The organism is Streptomyces sp. ISL-96, from assembly GCF_018614035.1.
Taxonomy (GTDB): Bacteria; Actinomycetota; Actinomycetes; order Streptomycetales; family Streptomycetaceae; genus Streptomyces.
In genome coordinates, this window is the sequence record NZ_JAGGPA010000026.1 from 194,320 (window position 1) to 212,671 (window position 18,352).

Here is an 18,352-nt window from a genome sequence, read left to right on the forward strand (position 1 = left end):
GATGGCCTGACTGAGTTGCTTGCAGCAACTCAGTGGTGAGCTGCTTAACGAGTCCGTACATATGAAGACACGCTCGTGTTTCGGTGTGTCGTTCGACTTCATGTAGACAGGCCCCCTTGAAGGGTTCAGTGCCGAGGCAAGCAAGAAGGGCCGTGGACTTCTCTCGAAGTCCACGGCCCTTCCGCGTGCTGCACCCAGGGCGGGCTAGTCGCTGTCGCCGCCGCGGCCGAAGCCGCCGCCGAAGAGGCCGCCGGCGTCGTTGCCGCCGCCGTTGTTGCCCCCGTCACCGCCTCCGCCGTCACCGCCACCGCCGCCGCCGGCCACGGTGGTCAGGTTGACCGCGGTGCCCTTGGGGACCTGCTGGCCTGCCGCGGGCTGGGTGAGGACGACGATGGCCTCGTCGTCCTGGGGCTCGGTGATCGTGCCGACGGTCAGGCCGGCGTCCTCGATCGCCTTGCGGGCGTCCTTGACCTTCTGGCCGGTCGCGGCCGGTACCGCGACCTGTTCCTGGGCGGGGGCCTTCGCGACGGTCAGGGTGATGGTGCCGCCCTTGTCGGTCTGGCTGTTGCCCACCGGGTCCTGCTTGATGACCGTGTTCGGGGGCTGGGTCGATTCTTCCTCGACGACGGAGACCTGGAAGCCGAGGTCCGTCAGCTGCTTCTTGGCCGCGTCGACGTTCTGACCGACGACCGGCGGGACGTCCGCCTTGGTCGACTTGGCGATGGAGATGACGACTGTCTCGCCCTTCTCCGCCTTTGTGCCGCCCGGCGGGTCCTGGTTGACGACCGTGCCGGGTGCCTTCTCGGACTCGACCTGCTTGGTGTCGACGTCGAAGCCCTTGTCTTCGAGGTTCTTGGTGGCCCGGTCCCTCGTCTGGTCCATGACGTCGGGGACTTCGATCTTCGGAGCGCCCGTGGAGACGACGACCGTGATGGTGTCGCCTTCCTGGACCTCCTGGCCGCTGTCCGGGGACTGGCTGCAGATCTTGCCCTTGGGCTGCTCTTCGCACTCCTTGCGCTCTCCGACCTGGACGGTGAGGTCGGCGTTCGTGCCGAGATCCTTCGCCTTGGCGAGGGTCTCGCCGACCAGGAGCGGCACCGTGCGGGTGCCCTTGTCGCTTTCGCCGCTGAAGATCGCCTTGCCGATCAGGATCGCGCCGACGAGGACGAGGATGCCCGCGAGGACGAGCAGGATCGTCGAGAGGTTGCTTTTCTTCTGCTGCCTGCGGCGGTCCGGGCGGTCGTCGTAGCCGTAGCCGCCGTCGTCCGGGTTGACCGGCGGGAGCATCGACGTGGGGGCACCGCCGCCGTCGGCCGAGCGCATCGCCGTGGTGGGGTGATCGTCGCCGTGGCCGCCGTAGCCGCCGTACCCGACCGCGCCGAGCGCGGAGGTGGCCGCGACGGGCTGGCCGTCGAGGCAGGCCTCGATGTCGGCGCGCATCTCGTCGGCGGACTGGTAGCGGTAGTCGGGGTCCTTGACCAGCGCCTTCAGGACAATGGCGTCCATTTCGGGCGTGATCTCGGCGTCGAAGTTCGACGGGGGCTGCGGTTCTTCCCGTACGTGCTGGTAGGCGACCGCGACCGGGGAGTCCCCGATGAAGGGCGGGCGTACGGTCAGCAGCTCGTAGAGCAGGCAGCCGGTGGAGTAGAGGTCCGAGCGGGCGTCGACCTGCTCGCCCTTGGCCTGCTCCGGGGAGAGGTACTGGGCGGTTCCGATGACCGCGGCCGTCTGCGTCATGGTCATGCCGGAGTCGCCCATGGCGCGGGCGATGCCGAAGTCCATGACCTTGACCTGGCCGGTGCGCGTCAGCATGACGTTCGCCGGCTTGATGTCGCGGTGCACGATCTGGGCGCGGTGCGAGTATTCGAGCGCCTGGAGGATGCCTACGGTCATTTCCAGGGTGCGCTCGGGCAGCAGCTTGCGGCCGGAGTGCAGCAGCTCACGCAGGGTCGACCCGTCGACGTACTCCATCACGATGTACGGGATGGAGACGTTGTCGACGTAGTCCTCGCCGGTGTCGTAGACCGCGACGATCGCCGGGTGGTTCAGCGAGGCCGCGGACTGGGCCTCGCGGCGGAACCGGGCCTGGAAGGACGGGTCGCGCGCGAGATCCACCCGCAGCGTCTTCACGGCGACGGTGCGGCCGAGCCGGGTGTCGTGCGCGATGTAGACCTCGGCCATGCCACCACGGCCGAGCACCGAGCCCAGCTCGTACCGGCCGCCGAGGCGACGCGGCTCTTCCATAGCTAATCCAGCCCTCTCCGTCTGTCCCGACCGCACCTGTGTGTGGTCCGGCGGTGTGCTGTCCGCGCATACGGTACCGGGCGGGCCGTATCCGATCCTCCCGTGACGGTCAGCTGATACCCGACCGGTACCGCGACCTGGGCGTTACGCGGCCTTCAGGTGACCGGCGTCACTTCTCCCTGTCGAGCACGGCCTGCATTACGTCCTTGGCGATGGGGGCCGCGAGACCGCCGCCGGAGATGTCCTCACGGTTCGCGTTGTCGTCCTCGACGACGACGGCGACCGCGACGGGTGAGCCGTTGTCGGTCTTGGCGTACGAGATGAACCAGGCGTACGGCTTCTCACTGTTGTCGACGCCGTGCTGGGCGGTGCCGGTCTTGCCGCCGACGGTGGCGCCCTGGATCTGGGCCCTGGTGCCGGTGCCCTCCTTGACGACCGTCTCCATCATTTCCTGGACCTTCTGAGCGTTCTCGGGAGAGAGCGGCTGGCTCATCTCCTCGGGGCTCGTCTTTTCCAGGACGTCCAGGTTCGGGTCGGTGAGCCGGTCGACCATGTACGGCTTCATCAGCTTGCCGTCGTTGGCGATGGCGGCGGTCACCATGGCCATCTGCAGGGGGGTGGCGGCGGTGTTGAACTGGCCGATGGAGGAGAGCGCGGTCCCGGCCTTGTCCATGTCCTTGGAGAACACGCTCGCGGTCGCGCGCACCGGCACGAACTGCTCCTCGTTGAAGCCGAACTTCTCCGCCGTCTCCAGCATCTTCTCGTTGCCGAGGTCGGCGCCGATCTTGCCGAAGACCGTGTTGCAGGACCACTGGAGGGCGACGCGCAGGGTGGCGTTCTCGCAGGGGTGGTTGCCGTCGTTCACCAGGTTCTTGGTGGAGAGCGGCAGCCTCCACGGCAGCGGCGACTTGGTCTTCGCGTCGATGTTGTCGTACAGACCGTGCTCCAGGGCCGCTGCGGCCGTGACCGCCTTGAACGTCGAGCCCGGCGGGTAGGTCTGGCGGAGCGCGCGGTTGAGCGACGGGTCGTCGGGGTTGAGCTTCTTGTCGATCTTCTCCCACGCCTTGCCGTCGCCCATGCCGGCGATGGTCGAGGGGTCGTACGACGGCGCGCTGGCCAGCGCGAGGATCTTTCCGGTGCGCGGGTCGAGAGCGGCGACGGCGCCCTTCTTGCCCTTGAGGCCGTTGTACGCGGCGCGCTGGGCGTCACCGTTGAGGGTGGTGAGGACGTTGCCGCCCTGCTTCTTGTCACCGGTGAACATGGAGAGCGTCCGGTCGAAGAACAGCCGGTCGTCGGTGCCGGTGAGGATGTCGTCCTCGATGCTCTCGAGCTGGGTGGCGCCGTAGACCTGGGAGGCGAAGCCGGTGACGGGGGCCCACATGGCGCCGTCCTTGTAGGTCCGCTTGTACTTGAGGTCACCGTTCTTGGCCTCGACGGACCCGGTGATGGCCTTGCCGTCGACGATGATGTCGCCGCGCTTGTGGGCGTAGCGGTCGATCAGTACGCGGCGGTTGTTGGGGTCCTTGGTGAGCTCGTCGGCCTTGACGTACTGCACCCAGTTGACGCGTACGAGCAGGGCGAGGACGAGCAGGCCGCAGAAGATCGCGACCCGGCGCAGGGGCTTGTTCACGGGCGGACCACCTGGGTCATCTCGGCGTCGGAGGTAGGTGCGGGGGCGGGTGCGGGCCTGCGGGCGGTGTCGCTGATGCGCAGCAGGATGGCGATGAGCGCCCAGTTGGCGATGACGGAGGAGCCGCCCTGTGCGAGGAACGGCATGGTCATACCGGTCAGCGGGATGACGCCGGTGACGCCGCCGGCGACGACGAAGACCTGGAGGGCGAAGGCGCCGGAGAGGCCGATGGCGAGGAGCTTGCCGAAGGGGTCGCGGGCGGCGAGCGCGGTGCGTACGCCGCGCTCGATGAGGAGGCCGTACACGAGGATGATCGCCATGAGGCCGGTGAGGCCCATTTCCTCGCCGACGGTGGCGAGGATGTAGTCGCTCTTGGGTGCGATGCCGCCGATGAGTTTGGAGTAGCCCTGGCCGAGGCCGGAGCCGAAGAGGCCGCCGGAGCCGAAGGCGTACACGGACTGGGCGGTCTCGGTGACGAGGCCGCATTCGCCGTCGGCGTTGCAGACCGTCGCGAGGGGGTTGAGCCAGTTGTCGACGCGGGTCTGTACGTGGCTGGCGAAGGAGGCGACGCCGACGGCGCCGGCGGCGCTGAGGGTGAGGCCGAAGACGACCCAGCTGGTGCGTTCGGTGGCGACGTACAGCATGATCACGAAGAGCCCGAAGAAGAGCAGTGAGGTGCCCAGGTCGGTCTCGAAGATCAGGATCATCAGGCTGAGGGCCCAGATGGCGAGGATCGGTCCGAGGTCGCGGCCGCGGGGCAGGTACATGCCCATGAAGCGGCGGCTGGCGAGGGCGAGTGCGTCGCGTTTCACCATGAGGTAGCCGGCGAAGAAGATCGCGATGATGATTTTCGCGAATTCGCCTGGCTGGAGTGATCCGAGGCCGGGGATGGTGATCCAGATCTTCGCGCCGTTCACGCCGGGGAAGAACATCGGCAGGATCAGCAGTACGAGGGCCACGACCATGGAGATGTACGTGTAGCGCTGCAGTACGCGGTGGTCCTTGAGGAACAGCAGGACGCACAGGAACAGCGCGACGCCGACCGCCGACCACATCATCTGCTTGGGCGCCATCGCGCCGCCCAGCGCGGGCGTGGTGATGGACGGCTCCAGGTCGAGCCGCCAGATCAGGACCAGGCCGAGCCCGTTGAGGAGGGTGGCCAGTGGCAGCATCAGCGGGTCGGCGTACGGCGCGAACTTGCGCACCATCAGGTGCGCGACGCCCGCGAGCAGGCTGAGTCCGATGCCGTAGCCGAGCATGCCGGCGGGCAGGCTGCCGTCCTTGGCGAGGCCGACATTGGCGTACGCGAAGACCGGGATGATGACGGCGAACGCGAGCATGGCGAGCTCGGTGTTGCGCCGGCTCGGCGCTTCGATCGCGCCGATGGTGGTCGTGTTGGTGACAACGCTCATGGTGGTAAGGCCCCCTACGGCTTTACGGCTTACCGCACTGCGAGACGAGCTTCTGCTCTTCCTCGGAGAGGCTGGGGCCAGGTGTGGGCGGAGCTGTAGCCGTCGGAATTTTCTGGGTCGTGGCGGTCTGGGTCGTGGCGCCGGAGCCGGTCGTGCCGCCCGCTTCGCCCTCGCCCGGACGCGCTGCTTTCTCGCGGTTTTCGCGCTCTGCCTTGCGGCGTTCCTCGTCCTTCTTGCACGCGGAGGCCTGGGTGCCGAGTTCGGCGACCTTCTCGCGTGCGTCGGCGAGGCTGCCTTCGGTGATGGTCGCCTCGACCTGCTTGCGCTGGTAGGGCGGGAGGTACTTGAGTTCGATCTCGGGGTGGTCCTTCTCGATCTTCGAGAGGGAGACCCAGGCGAGGTCCTGGCTGATGCCCCGGTAGAGCGCGACGTGCTCGTCGTTGGCGCCGACGTAGTACTGGGTCTGGGTCCAGCGGTAGCCGCCGTACAGACCGCCGCCGACGACGGCGAGCGCGAGCACCAGGTAGAGCGATCTTTTGAGCCACCTGCGGCCGGCGCGCGGCTTGAGGAAGTCCTCGTCGCTGTACGCACCGAAGGCGCCGTCGGGGGCCGCTCCGTAACCGCCGCCGTTGTCACCGCTGCCGGGAGGGCCGAAGGCGCCTCCCGGTGCGGACTGCGGGGGAACGGGCCGGCCGAGGCCCGCCGCGCGGCCCGCGGGGGTCTGCATCGCGGCCGCGTTGTCGGCGGCGGCCTGCTGGATCTGGTTCTCGGCGACCGCGCCGACGACGACCGGGGTGTCGTTGAGCTGCCCGGCCAGGGTGTCGTTGCCGTCGACGTCGAGGACGTCCGCGACGATGCAGGTGATGTTGTCGGGTCCGCCGCCGCGCAGGGCGAGCTGGATGAGCTCCTGCACGGTCTCCTGGGGGCCGTGGTAGCTGGCGAGCGTCTCTTCCATCGTCTGGTGGGAGACGACGCCGGAGAGGCCGTCGGAGCAGATCAGGTAGCGGTCGCCGGCCCGGACCTCACGGATGGAGAGGTCGGGTTCGACGTGGTCGCCACTGCCCAGCGCGCGCATCAGCAGGGAGCGCTGTGGGTGGGTGGTGGCTTCTTCCTCGGTGATGCGGCCCTCGTCGACGAGGCGTTGCACCCAGGTGTGGTCCTGCGTGATCTGTGTCAGTACGCCGTCACGGAGCAGGTACGCCCGTGAGTCGCCGACGTGCACGAGACCGAGGCGCTGACCGGTCCACAGGAGGGCGGTGAGCGTGGTGCCCATGCCCTCCAGCTGGGGGTCCTCCTCGACCATCATGCGCAGCTGGTCGTTGGCCCGCTGCACGGCGGTGCCGAGCGAGGTGAGGATGTCCGAGCCGGGTACGTCGTCGTCGAGCGTGACCAGGGTCGAAATGACCTCGGAGCTCGCCACTTCGCCCGCGGCCTGTCCGCCCATGCCGTCGGCGATGGCGAGAAGGCGTGGGCCGGCGTAACCCGAGTCCTCGTTGCCTTCCCGGATCATGCCTTTGTGTGATCCGGCGGCGAAGCGCAGAGACAGACTCATGCGCACCTCGCCCGTCGGCTCCGGGTACAGCCGGTCTCGAGCCACACTGCCCACCCTCCGGTCGGGAGCCGTCGGGGATCCGCTGTCACGGCCGCCGCGGCTCGCTCGCTCCGCTCGCGCTCATTCATGATGTAGCACTACTTCCGCAGCTCGATGACGGTCTTGCCGATGCGGATCGGCGCGCCCAGCGGAATGGGGGTCGGGGTGGTGAGTCGGGTCCGGTCGAGATACGTGCCGTTGGTGGACCCGAGGTCCTCGACGATCCACTGGCCGTCACGGTCCGGGTAGATCCTGGCATGACGGCTGGACGCGTAGTCGTCGTCCAGCACGATCGTCGAGTCGTGCGCCCGCCCCAGCGTGACGGTCTGCCCCTGGAGGGCCACCGTCGTGCCGGTGAGTGTGCCTTCGGACACCACCAGCTTTGTGGGGGCGCCGCGGCGCTGGCGCTGCTGCGGCGGCGCCGCAGCCTGTTGCTGGCGTCCGGCCTGCTGCGGTCTGGCGTCGGCGGACGCGGTGCGGCGTGAGCCGCGCTGCGTTACCCGCGTACCGAACAGATCGCTGCGGATGACCTGGACGGCCACAATCACAAACAGCCACAGAACGGCCAGGAAACCTAGCCGCATGACCGTCAGGGTCAGCTCTGACATTGCCCCCGCTTCACCCTTCGGCTTGCCGATAAACGATGGTTGTGCTGCCCACGACGATCCGCGAGCCGTCGCGGAGCGTAGCGCGGGTGGTGTGCTGTCCGTCTACCACGATGCCGTTGGTAGACCCGAGATCCTGGATCGTCGGGGGCGTTCCGGTCCGGATCTCACAGTGCCGGCGCGAGACGCCGGGGTCGTCGATCCGCACGTCTGCTTCGGTGCTGCGGCCCAGCACCAGCGTCGGGCGGGACATCTGATGGCGTGTGCCATTGATCTCGATCCAGCGCCGCGTCTGTGCGCCGGGCATGGGGCCGGGGCCCGCGCCCTGACCGGCCGGTCTGCGGTCGGCGGGTGCGGCTGCGGGTCCCGCGGGCCTCGCGCCGGGTGGCGGGGCCGCGGGCATGGGGGGCGCTCCGGGGGCGGCCGACGGCGGGTAGCCGTAGCCGCCGCCGCGCGGGGCGGCGGGTGCGGGGCTGTGCCGGCCGGGGGCCGGGCTCTGCGGCGGGGCGGCCTGCGACGTACTCGAAGCGAGGGTGCGGCTGCGTACGCGGTAGAGACCGGTGTCGAGGTCTTCGGCCTTCTCCAGGTGGACCTTGATGGGGCCCATGAAGGTGTAGCGCTGCTGCTTCGCGTAGTCGCGGACCAGGCCGGAGAGCTCGTCGCCGAGCTGGCCGGAGTACGGGCTGAGGCGCTCGTAGTCCGGGGTGGAGAGCTCGACGATGAAGTCGTTGGGGACGACGGTCCGCTCGCGGTTCCAGATCGTCGCGTTGTTGTCGCACTCGCGCTGGAGGGCGCCGGCGATCTCGACGGGCTGGACTTCGGACTTGAACACCTTGGCGAAGGTGCCGTTGACCAGACCTTCGAGTCGCTGCTCGAACTTCTTCAGGACTCCCATGAGGCACCTCCTCCGTCGTTGCCGTCCTGGTACTGCTTACTGATCGTATCCACGCGTCGGGAAATCGGCTGGTTCCCCTTGTCTGCACAGTGGATGAGTGTCACCTCTCACAGGGATCGTAGAGGTGGCCTGCTGACAGTGTCCCGCACTCGGTGGGCACTCTGGAGGAGTGGGTGGCGGGCGGCGGCGTTCCCGTGATCGTTCTCTTGTCTCGTTCCCTCGGCCGTTCCCTTGGTCGTTCCCTTCCTCGGGTCCCCCCGAACAACGCGTGTGAATCCACCCTGGCCACCGTGCTAATCTTCTGCATGTCGTCAGGCGCTCGCACAAACCAGTGAGAGATTCGAACGGCACCACTCATGCGCGAGTGGCGGAACGGCAGACGCGCTGGCTTCAGGTGCCAGTGTCCTTAGGGACGTGGGGGTTCAAATCCCCCCTCGCGCACTTGGTTTGACCCATGATTCGGGCCTCATCGTTTATTCGATGGGGTCCGTTTCTGTTTCGGGTTCTGTTCGGGGTGGGGGATCTCGGGGTGAGCCGCAGGAAGGCCGCCGGTGTCGTGGCCGTGGTGTTCACGGCGCTCGCCGGCGCACAGCAGGTGCTGCTGGTGGCGGGGTTCGGGTCGTGGCTGCCGGGGTGGCAGCCGTGGCCGTATCTGCTGGTCGCGGCGCCCGCGTGGCTGATCTCGCGGCCGCTGTGGGGGGAGCGGATACCCCCGCCCTGGCGGCGGGCTGTGCGGGCGTTGCGGCGGGTGCCCTCCTGGGCGTACGCCGTGGGGGCGGTGGTGTCGGCCGCCGGGGTGTGGGCGGCGCTGCAGGATTTCGAGCCGTACCTCGGTCATGAGGAGGCGGTGTACGCCAACAAGGCGCGCTCCTGGGTGGACGGGACTCCGGACGCGGGCTGGGGCGTCTACCGGCCTGTGGGGCTTCCGGCGCTGGGGGCGATCGCTCTGTGGCTGTATGGCGCTTGCGGTGCGGGTGCGGGTGCGGGCGGTGGTGTTGGTGGCGGCGTGGGGGTGCTGCGTGCGGTGGGGCTTGTACTGGCTCTGGGGACGCTGACGGTGACGTACCTCGTCGCGGCCGCCTGGACCTCGCGGCGGCGTGCGGTGGTGGTCGTGGTGGTGCTGCTGAGCGGGCTGGGGTTCTTGCGCCGGGTGCCGGAGTACCTCAATGACATCGGGGCGACCGGGCTTGTGCTGGTCGTTGTCTTCCTGCTGGTGCGTGCGCAGGAGAAGGACGGGTCCCGGGCCTTGTGGGGAGTGCCGGCCGCCGCGCTGGCTGCCTTCTATCTGCGGTACGGCGTGGTGGGGAACCTGCTGGCGGTCGGGCTCGCCGCGCTCTTCGCGTACGGCCCGCGCGCGTGGGCGGCACAGGGGCGGCGGCTGGTGGGGGCCGCTGTGGTGCTGGTGATCGGGCTCGTACCGCATCTGGTGCATGCCGTACGGGAGACGGGGTCGCCGCTCGGGATGGTGCTGTCGGCGACTTCGCAGGCCAATCGCGCGTACGTGGGTGACGGGCTCGTCTATTACCTGGCGGTCTTTCCGTACCGGCTGGCAGGGGATCTCGGTGCGGTGGTGATGGTCGCGGGACTGTGGGCGGCCGGGGCGGCGCTGCGGCGGGTCCGAGGGGGGCGCGACGGGCGTTGCGGGGTACGGGCGGATGACCGGCGGCGGGTGTTCCTGGGAACGGCCGCGGTGCTGGTCTTCGTGATCCTCGGCGTGGCGACGGACGGGGAGCCGCGGTTCGTCTACCTCGCTGTCGTTCTTCTCACCGTGCTCGGTGTGCAGGCGGTGGCCGAGCTGGTGGGGCCGGCGCGGAGCGCGGCCGTGCTGGCCGCCGTGGCGGCGCTGGCGGGGATCACGGTGCTGGGTACGACGCAGGTCGTGGCGCACGGCGCCATGCCGGGGCCGACGCGGCTGGCCTCGTCGACGGTGCCGGTCGCGCGGGAGATCGGGGCGGCGGCGCAGGGGCGGCCGTGTCTGGTGGTGACGGGGTACGAGCCGGAGTTCGGCTGGTACTCCGGGTGCGACGCGGTGACGTACGCGCAGTACCGGAGGATGCGGGTCCGAGTGCCTGAGGGGACGCTGGTGAGCCTGGTCGTCTTCGAGCGGGGGCGGCTGCAGCCGGATGCGGCGGGGCTGGAGCGGCTGGCCGCGGGGCGCGAGTCCGACGTACGCACGATCGTCACGGACGGGTCCGTGGGTACGGCGACGGTCGTCACACTGCGGTAGGTCCTCGGGCCTCCTCCGCTCCCCTCCGCCCTCCTGTGCGTTCGGTTGTCCACAGGAGTTGTCCACAGGGGGAGACGGGTGTCGGCGGGCGGCGGTACGGTCGTGAGCAGTTGATGTTGGCGGCTGCGGCCGGCAGCAGCCGGTGCTGTGCGAGGGCGGGGGAGGCGGCGCACCATGGCCGAGAACGAGAGGGTCGAGAGGGTCGAGGGGGCGCTGTCCCGGGGGCGTATTCCCGAGGTGCCAGGCTTCGCGCGGTGTACGGGGGAGGGATCGCCCGACGTATCGCCCAAGGCTGAGGGCAAGGCATTGCGGTCGCGGGTGCCCAGGGCCTCGCACGATTCGCTGGTGCTCGCGGTGCGGCGGCCCGACGCGGTGCGGGCGGTCGAGGAGTCCAGCCGCGGCCGGGTGCCCGGGCTGACGCCGATACGGGTCGGGCGTATGGCCGCTTCCCCCTTCGCCTTCATGCGGGGCGCGGCCGGACTGATGGCGCACGACCTGGTGGGTACGCCGGTCACGGGGCTGGGCGCGCAGATATGCGGTGACGCGCATGCGGCGAACTTCGGCCTGTACGGCGATGCGCGCGGCCGGCTGGTCATCGACCTGAACGACTTCGACGAGACCGTCGTCGGCCCGTGGGAGTGGGACGTCAAGCGGCTCGCGGCGTCACTGGTGCTGGCGGGGCGCCAGACGGGGGCCGGCGAGGACGTCTGCCGGCAGGCGGCTTTCGACGCGGTCGGGGCGTACCGGCGGACGATGCGGCTGCTGGCCAGGATGCCGGTGCTGGACGCGTGGAACGCGATCGCCGACGAGGAGCTCGTCTCGCACACGGACGCGCGGGACCTGCTCGGCACGCTCGAGCGGGTCGCGGAGAAGGCCCGTAACAACACCAGTGCGCGGTTCGCCGCCAGGGCGACGGCCGAGGGGCCGGGCGGGACGCGGCGCTTCGTGGACGCGTTGCCGGTGCTGCGGCGGGTGACGGACGTGGAGGCGGCCGCGGTCGCCTCGGCGCTGGGCGGGTATCTCAAGACGCTTCCCGAGGACCGGCTGCCGCTGCTCGCGCGGTACGCGATCCACGATGTGGCGTTCCGGGTGGTCGGCACCGGCAGCGTGGGGACGCGGTCGTACGTGGTGCTGCTGCTCGACCACCGGGGCGAGCCGCTGGTGCTCCAGGTGAAGGAGGCGCGCCCGTCGGTGCTGGCGCCCTACCTGCCTCTCGCCGGCTTCGGGGCGCCGGGCGCCGGGCATGAGGGGCGGCGGGTCGTGCTCGGGCAGAAGCGGATGCAGGTGGTCAGTGACAACCTGCTGGGCTGGGCCGAGGTGGAAGGGCGGCCCTTCCAGGTACGGCAGTTCAGGAACCGCAAGGGCAGTGTGGATCCGGCGGCGCTCGACCCCGGCCAGCTGGACGACTACGGGCGGATGACCGGGGCGCTGCTGGCGCGTGCCCACGCGCACAGCGTCGACCCCCGGCTGGTCGCCGGGTACTGCGGGAAGAACGAGGAGTTCGACGAGGCGGTGGCGCGTTTCGCGGTGGTGTACGCGGACCGTACGGAAGCGGATCACGCCGATCTGGTGGCGGCGGTCAAGGACGGGCGAATAGCCGCCGAGGCAGGGGTGTGAGCACGGCGACCCCCGCCGCCCGTACGCTGGGCGGGTGACTCAGGAAGCTCACGGGGAGCCGACGACCCGCAACGATGACCCGCAGGACCCGCACGCGTCCGGGCGCGAGGCCGGGGGCGAGGCTGGACGTGAGGCCGGGGAGCCGCAGACGGGCGAGGCTCCGGAGCGGCCCGAGGCCCGGCTGGAGCGGGCCGTGCGCGCCGCCGAGCAGGCACTGATCGAGTTCGAGATCGCGGTGGAGACCTTCCGGGTCGAGGTGGAGAACTTCTCCCGGCTCCATCACCAGAAGCTCGGACCGATGTACGCGCGCCTGGACGAGCTGGACGCCCAGATCGCGGAGGCCACAGCCGCCCGTACCGGCGATCCGGAAGACCGCCGCAGGGCGGACGAGGCGCGGGCCGTCGTCATGCCGATGCCCGGCGTCGAGGAGCTGTTCCACGACTGGATGGACTCGGACGGCCTGTCGCCCGAGGCATCGGCGATGCTCACCGGGCAGACCGTGCAGCCGCCGAAGCGGGTCAGGCCGACCGAGGAGGCGCGCAAGCTCTACCGGGAGCTTGCCCGCAAGGCGCACCCGGACCTGGCGCAGGACGATGCGGAGCGGAGCCGCAGGGACGAGTTCATTACGCGGGTCAATGCCGCGTACGGGCGCGGTGATGTGGACCAGCTGCGCACGCTCGCGGAGGAGTGGGCGGCGGGGCCGGCGCCCGAGGAGCAGCAGCCTGAGCGTGACGAGCTCTACGCCCGGCTGGAGTGGCTCTCGCAGCGCAAGGAGCTGCTGTCGGTGATCGCCCAGGAGCTGGAGGACAGCGCCATCGGGTCGATGCTGCGGATGGCGCCCGAGGATCCGGACCGGTTGCTGGAGGAGATCGCCGAGCAACTGCTCGCGCGGGTCTCCGAGCGCGAGGCGGATCTGGCGAAACTGGTGCAGTAGGTTGCGAAGACTGTGTACGTACGAAAGAAGGCATGACCCATGAATTTCGCCCCGCTCCCTTCGGTCGACGCCGCGGCGGTGCCGGCCGACGGCCTCGTGCTGGACGTACGGGAGGACGACGAGTGGGCAGCCGGTCACGTCGAGGGCGCGCTGCACATCCCGATGAGCGACTTCGTGGGCCGCTTCGGTGAGCTCACCGAAGCGGCGCAGGACGGCCGGCGGGTGCACGTGATGTGCCGGGTCGGTGGCCGGTCCGCGCAGGTCACGCAGTATCTGGTGCAGCAGGGCGTGGACGCGGTGAACGTCGACGGCGGGATGCTCGCCTGGGACGGCGCCGGACGCCCGATGGTCACCGACAGCGGAAGCCCGGCCTTCGTCCTCTGATCTCAGCCAAGGGTGTGGGCGGCCAGCAGGTCGCCCAGTGCCTCTTCGTGCGCGGCGGCCGGGCCGAGTGAGAGCTCGATCTGCTTGGCCCACGCGTGGTAGCGGTGCAGGGGGTAGTCGGTGTCCGCGCCGAAGCCGCCGTGCAGATGCTGTGCGGTCTGCACGACGCGGCGTACACTGTCGGACGCCCAGATCTTCGCCACCGCCACATCGCCCGTCACGGGCAGGGCGCCGTGCGATCCCGTGGCCAGCCGCCAGGCGGCCTGCCAGAGGGTGACTTCCATGGCGCGCAGGTCGATGTAGCGGTCGGCCGCCTGGACGGCCACGGCCTGGAAGGTGGCGACGGGGAAGCCGAACTGTTCGCGTTTGCCGGTGTATTCGCTCGTCATGGCCAGTACGCGCTCGCCGAGCCCCAGTGCGAGCGCGCAGGTGCCGGTGGTGAGGAGATCGCGCAGCCAGTCCCAGGCGCCCTCGGTGTCGATCACCTGAGGGGCGGTGACGCGTACGGAATCGAGGCGGACCTCGGCGAAGCGTTCTCCGCTGGTGGAGACCTGGTCGGCGAGCGTGACGCCCGGGTGGTCGCGGGGGACCAGGGCGAGCACGGCGCGGCCCGCGCCGGTGTGCGCGGGCACGGCGATACGGTCCGCGCTCTGCGCCCAGGGCACGCCCGTCTGGACGCCGTCGAGCAGCCATTGACCGCCGTCCCGCTGTGCGGTGACGGCGAGCTCGGCCGGATCGTGGCCGGTGCGGCCGTTGGCGCCGGCCGTCAGCACCAGTTCGCCGCGGCCGACGCGGGGAAGGATCTCGGCCGCCAGCTCCGGGCTGCCGTAGGCCTGTACGGCCATCGCGACCGCACTGGTCTCCAGCAGGGGTACGCGGGCGAGCACCTTCGCGGACTCGCGCAGCACGAGGCAGAGCGCGATGGGATCGAGGCCCGCCCCTCCGTGTTCGGCGGCCAGGACCAGGCTCAGCAGGTCACAGCCGGCGAGCCTGGCCCACAGCGGCCGGTCGAAGTCCTCGGCCACCGCGCCCGGGGTGAGTGCCGGGCTCGGGACCTGGTCGGGCGCGACGCCCGAGAAGACCGCCTTCGCGGCTTCGACGGCCGCCTGCTGCTCCTCGGTGAAGGTGAAGTCCACGTCCCTTGCCCTCCCGTGCCCTCGGTACCGCATTCACCTGACGGACCGTCAAGATAGAACAGGTTCTAGGTGAAGGGAAGGTGCGGGAACGGGCGGGACTTCAGCGGTCGAAGTCCAGCTCCACTTCCGGCGTCGCGGGATGCGACTGGCAGGCCAGGACGTAGCCGGCTTCCGTCTCCTCCGGCTCCAGCGCGTAGTTGCGGTCCATCCGCACCTCACCGGAGACCAGAAAGGCCCGGCAGGTCCCGCAGACGCCGCCCTTGCAGGCGTACGGCGCGTCCGCGCGGCTGCGCAGCACCGTCTCCAGCAGCGATTCGCCGTCCTGTACCGGCCACTTGCCCGACCGGCCGTCGAGCGTGGCGGTGAGGGTGCTGCTCGTGGGAGCCGTCGCCGTACCACTGGTGACCGTTCCCGTTCCGTCGTCGACGTGGAAGATCTCCTCGTGGATACGGTTCCTGGCCACCCCGAGAGCGCGCAGCGCCCGCTCGGCGCCCTGGACGAGACCGAAGGGCCCGCACAGGAACCAGCCGTCCACCTCCGCCACCGGCAGCAGCGCGGGCAGCAGCCCGGTCAGCCGCTCCTCGTCGAGGCGGCCCGACGGCAGCCCCGCCTGCTGCTCTTCCCTGGAGAGCGCGGTGACCAGCTGGAAACGGTCCGGATAGCGGTCCTTCAGGTCGGCCACCTCCTCCAGGAACATCGTCGAAGCCGCCGTGCGGTCGCTGCGGACCAGACAGAAAGTGGCGTCGGGCTCGCGCGCCAGCACCGTCGCCGCCATCGACAGCACCGGCGTGATGCCGCTGCCGCCCACGATCGCCGCGAAGCGGCCCGGGCGCGGGTTCAGGATGAAGCGGCCCGTCGGAGCCATGGCCTCCACCGTGTCGCCGACGGTCAGCTCCTTGAGGGCGTACGTCGAGAAATCGCCGCCGTCGACCAGCCGGATGCCGACCCGCAGCACCGGCTCCAGTGGCGCTTCGGTGGCCGGGGCGCAGATCGAGTACGTACGGCGGATCTCCTCGCCTGCCACGACGCGGCGCAGCGCGATGTGCTGGCCGGGTGTGTGGCGGAAGGTGTCGCGGAGCTCGGGCGGCACGTCGAGGGTGACGGCCACGGAGTCGTCGGTGAGCCGCTCGACCTCGCGGACCCGGAGCGGATGGAACCCAGCGCGTCCGGCGTCTGAGGACAGCATCTACAACTCCTTGAAGTGGTCGAACGGTTCGCGGCAGGAAACGCAGCGGCGCAGTGCCTTGCACGCGGTGGAGGAGAACCGGCTGAGCAGCTCCGTGTCCGTGGACCCGCAGTGCGGGCAGCGCACCGACAGGGTGAGCGGCACGGGTCCGCCGTCGGCGGGCTGCGGGCGCGGCGGGGCTATGCCGAACTCGGCGAGCTTGCGGCGGCCCTCAGCGCTGATGTCGTCCGTCGACCAGGCCGGGGACAGGACCGTGCGGACCGAGACCTCCGGTATGCCGTGGTCGTGCAGCACACGCTCGATGTCCGAGGACATCGCCTCGATCGCCGGGCAGCCGGTGTACGTCGGCGTCAGCTCGACCTCGACCCTGCCCGGTCCGTGGATGTGGACGGCGCGCAGGACGCCGAGCTCCTCCAGGGTGAGCACCGGCAGTTCCGGGTCGGGGACCGAGCCCGCGACCCTGCGCAGCTCGGCCTCCAGGAGCGTCTCGGTCACCATGTCGCCCCCGGGTGGCTGCGGTGCAGGTGCTGCATCTCGGCGATCATCCGCCCGAACGGTTCGGTGTGCAGCCCCTGGCGGCCCGCGCCCGCCGCCCAGGCTCCGCTCTGCGGCCCCTCGGGCACGGTCAGCGTCGCCCGCTCCAGCACGGCGCCGACCGACTCCCGCCAGCCGGCCTCCAGCTTCTGCCAGTCGACGTCGACGCCCTCGACGGGCTGGAACATCTCACCGGTGAACCGCCACAGCGCGTCGCAGCCCCGCTGCATCCGCCCGTGGCTCTCCTCGGTGCCGTCGCCCAGGCGCAGCGTCCAGTGCTCGGCGTGGTCCTGGTGGTAGGCCACCTCCTTGACCGCCTTCGCCGCCAGCGGCGCGAACTCGCCGTCCCCGGCTGCCAGTTGCCCGTACAGCAGCCGCTGGTAGGTGGAGAAGTAGAGCTGGCGGGCGATGGTCTGCGCGAAGTCGCCGTTCGGCTGCTCGACCAGCTGGAGATTACGGAAGGCACGCTCCTCGCGGAGGTACGCCAGCTCGTCCTCGTCGCCGACGAGGGAGAGCAGGATCCGCGCCTGCCCGAGCAGGTCCAGCGCGATGTTCGCGAGGGCCACTTCCTCTTCGAGCACGGGCGCGTGTCCCGCCCACTCCCCCAACCGGTGCGAGAGCACCAGCGCGTCGTCGCCCAGGGCGAGGGCCGCGGTCACAGGTGCCTCACTCCCTCGGGGATCTCGTAGAAGGTCGGGTGCCGGTAGGGCTTGTCGGCAGCCGGTTCGAAGAACGGGTCCTTCTCGTCGGGCGAGGACGCGGTGATCGCCGACGAGGGCACCACCCACAGCGAGACGCCCTCGGACCTGCGGGTGTAGAGGTCGCGGGCATTGCGCAGGGCCATCTCCGCGTCCGGCGCGTGCAGGCTGCCGGCGTGAGTGTGGGACAGTCCGCGGCGCGAGCGCACGAACACCTCCCACAGCGGCCAGTCGGAGTTCGTCATGCTGCTGCCTTCCCGTGCTTCGCGGCGTACGCGCTTGCCGCTTCCCGGACCCAGGCGCCCTCTTCGTGCGCCGTGCGCCGCTGCGTGATCCGCTGCTCGTTGCAGGGACCGTTGCCCTTCAGTACGTTCCAGAACTCGTCCCAGTCGATCGGACCGAAGTCGTACTGGCCGCGCTCCTCGTTCCACCGCAGGTCGGGATCGGGCAGGGTGAGCCCGAGGGCCTCGGCCTGCGGTACGGCGATGTCGACGAAGCGCTGGCGCAGCTCGTCGTTCGAGTGCCGCTTGATCTTCCAGGCCATGGACTGGGCCGAATGGGCCGACTCGTCGTCCGGCGGGCCGAACATCATCAGCGACGGCCACCACCAGCGGTCCACCGCGTCCTGCGCCATCGCGTGCTGCTCGGGCGTCCCCTTGCTGAGGTGCAGCAGCAGCTCGTACCCCTGCCTCTGGTGGAAGGACTCCTCCTTGCAGATCCGGACCATCGCGCGGGCGTACGGGCCGTAGGAGCAGCGGCACAGCGGCACCTGGTTGGTGATCGCGGCGCCGTCCACCAGCCAGCCGATCGCGCCGACGTCGGCCCAGGTCAGGGTGGGGTAGTTGAAGATCGAGGAGTACTTCTGGCGGCCGGAGTGGAGCTTGTCGAGCAGCTCTTCGCGGCCGGTGCCCAGGGTCTCGGCGGCGCTGTAGAGGTAGAGCCCGTGCCCCGCCTCGTCCTGCACCTTGGCCATCAGGATCGCCTTGCGGCGCAGGGAGGGCGCGCGGGTGATCCAGTTCGCCTCCGGCTGCATGCCGATGATTTCCGAGTGGGCGTGCTGCGCCATCTGGCGGACCAGTGAGGCCCGGTAGGCGTCGGGCATCCAGTCGCGGGGCTCGATGCGCTCGTCCGCCGCGACCGCGGCGTTGAACGCCGCTTCGTACGCGGCCGTCTGCTCCGCCTGTCCGGTCTGCGCATCAGCCGTCGTACGGTGCGCAGCTGCTGTAGCCATCCGAGCCCCCTGCCGTCCCTGCCGCCTC

16 protein-coding genes and 1 tRNA gene are annotated in these 18,352 nt (G+C 70.2%); 5 read left to right on the forward strand and 12 right to left on the reverse strand.

Annotation, left to right across the window (positions count from 1 at the left end; translation table 11 throughout):
• Positions 1-204: 204 nt before the first annotated feature.
• From pknB to J7E96_RS19100, 6 genes are all read right to left on the reverse strand, one after another.
• Positions 205-2,244: a Stk1 family PASTA domain-containing Ser/Thr kinase gene (gene pknB / locus J7E96_RS19075; protein WP_215132836.1), complete on the reverse strand. Its 2,040-nt coding sequence runs from the start codon at positions 2,242-2,244 to the stop codon at positions 205-207.
• A 169-nt stretch (positions 2,245-2,413) separates the two neighbouring features.
• Complete coding sequence (locus J7E96_RS19080; protein ID WP_215132837.1) at positions 2,414-3,874, reverse strand: penicillin-binding protein 2; 1,461 nt, start codon at positions 3,872-3,874, stop codon at positions 2,414-2,416.
• Positions 3,871-5,286: an FtsW/RodA/SpoVE family cell cycle protein gene (locus J7E96_RS19085; protein WP_215132838.1), complete on the reverse strand. Its 1,416-nt coding sequence runs from the start codon at positions 5,284-5,286 to the stop codon at positions 3,871-3,873. The genes J7E96_RS19080 and J7E96_RS19085 overlap by 4 nt, the downstream gene beginning before the upstream one ends.
• A 22-nt stretch (positions 5,287-5,308) precedes the next feature.
• Positions 5,309-6,838: a Stp1/IreP family PP2C-type Ser/Thr phosphatase gene (locus J7E96_RS19090; protein ID WP_215132839.1), complete on the reverse strand. Its 1,530-nt coding sequence runs from the start codon at positions 6,836-6,838 to the stop codon at positions 5,309-5,311.
• 137 nt (positions 6,839-6,975) lie between these two features.
• Positions 6,976-7,485, reverse strand: a complete 510-nt coding sequence (locus tag J7E96_RS19095) for an FHA domain-containing protein (protein ID WP_028810660.1) — start codon at positions 7,483-7,485, stop codon at positions 6,976-6,978.
• Between the two features lie 10 nt (positions 7,486-7,495).
• The gene (locus J7E96_RS19100) at positions 7,496-8,377 is read right to left on the reverse strand and encodes a DUF3662 and FHA domain-containing protein (protein ID WP_215132840.1); all 882 of its coding nucleotides are present in this window, start codon (positions 8,375-8,377) and stop codon (positions 7,496-7,498) included.
• Between the two features lie 358 nt (positions 8,378-8,735).
• On the opposite strand from J7E96_RS19100, the gene J7E96_RS19105 reads away from it, so the two are divergent.
• From J7E96_RS19105 to J7E96_RS19125, 5 genes are all read left to right on the forward strand, one after another.
• A tRNA-Leu gene (locus J7E96_RS19105) sits at positions 8,736-8,818 on the forward strand.
• An 88-nt stretch (positions 8,819-8,906) separates the two neighbouring features.
• On the forward strand, positions 8,907-10,604 hold the full coding sequence (locus J7E96_RS19110) for a glycosyltransferase (RefSeq protein ID WP_215132841.1): 1,698 nt from the start codon (positions 8,907-8,909) through the stop codon (positions 10,602-10,604).
• 174 nt (positions 10,605-10,778) lie between these two features.
• The gene (locus J7E96_RS19115) at positions 10,779-12,221 is read left to right on the forward strand and encodes a DUF2252 domain-containing protein (RefSeq protein WP_215132842.1); all 1,443 of its coding nucleotides are present in this window, start codon (positions 10,779-10,781) and stop codon (positions 12,219-12,221) included.
• Positions 12,222-12,255: 34 nt separating this feature from the next.
• The gene (locus J7E96_RS19120) at positions 12,256-13,155 is read left to right on the forward strand and encodes a J domain-containing protein (protein ID WP_215132843.1); all 900 of its coding nucleotides are present in this window, start codon (positions 12,256-12,258) and stop codon (positions 13,153-13,155) included.
• 39 nt (positions 13,156-13,194) lie between these two features.
• Positions 13,195-13,539: a rhodanese-like domain-containing protein gene (locus tag J7E96_RS19125; protein ID WP_215132844.1), complete on the forward strand. Its 345-nt coding sequence runs from the start codon at positions 13,195-13,197 to the stop codon at positions 13,537-13,539.
• Between the two features lie 2 nt (positions 13,540-13,541).
• On the opposite strand, the gene J7E96_RS19130 is transcribed toward J7E96_RS19125, so the two are convergent.
• The 6 genes from J7E96_RS19130 to paaA all read right to left on the reverse strand — a co-directional run bounded on the left by J7E96_RS19130 (position 13,542) and on the right by paaA (position 18,324).
• Positions 13,542-14,675 (reverse strand): acyl-CoA dehydrogenase family protein, encoded by a 1,134-nt coding sequence (locus tag J7E96_RS19130; protein WP_215132845.1) that lies wholly within the window; start codon positions 14,673-14,675, stop codon positions 13,542-13,544.
• 100 nt (positions 14,676-14,775) lie between these two features.
• Positions 14,776-15,861: a 2Fe-2S iron-sulfur cluster-binding protein gene (locus J7E96_RS19135; RefSeq protein WP_215132846.1), complete on the reverse strand. Its 1,086-nt coding sequence runs from the start codon at positions 15,859-15,861 to the stop codon at positions 14,776-14,778.
• Entirely contained in the window at positions 15,862-16,359 is a 498-nt protein-coding gene (gene paaD / locus J7E96_RS19140) for a 1,2-phenylacetyl-CoA epoxidase subunit PaaD (RefSeq protein ID WP_215132847.1), read from the reverse strand.
• Positions 16,353-17,054, reverse strand: a complete 702-nt coding sequence (gene paaC, locus J7E96_RS19145; protein ID WP_215132848.1) for a 1,2-phenylacetyl-CoA epoxidase subunit PaaC — start codon at positions 17,052-17,054, stop codon at positions 16,353-16,355. The genes paaD and paaC overlap by 7 nt, the downstream gene beginning before the upstream one ends.
• Complete coding sequence (gene paaB, locus J7E96_RS19150) at positions 17,051-17,338, reverse strand: 1,2-phenylacetyl-CoA epoxidase subunit PaaB (RefSeq protein WP_028810644.1); 288 nt, start codon at positions 17,336-17,338, stop codon at positions 17,051-17,053. Before paaB ends, paaC begins: the two co-directional genes overlap by 4 nt.
• Positions 17,335-18,324 (reverse strand): 1,2-phenylacetyl-CoA epoxidase subunit PaaA, encoded by a 990-nt coding sequence (gene paaA / locus J7E96_RS19155; RefSeq protein ID WP_215132849.1) that lies wholly within the window; start codon positions 18,322-18,324, stop codon positions 17,335-17,337. The genes paaB and paaA overlap by 4 nt, the downstream gene beginning before the upstream one ends.
• Positions 18,325-18,352 lie beyond the last annotated feature (28 nt).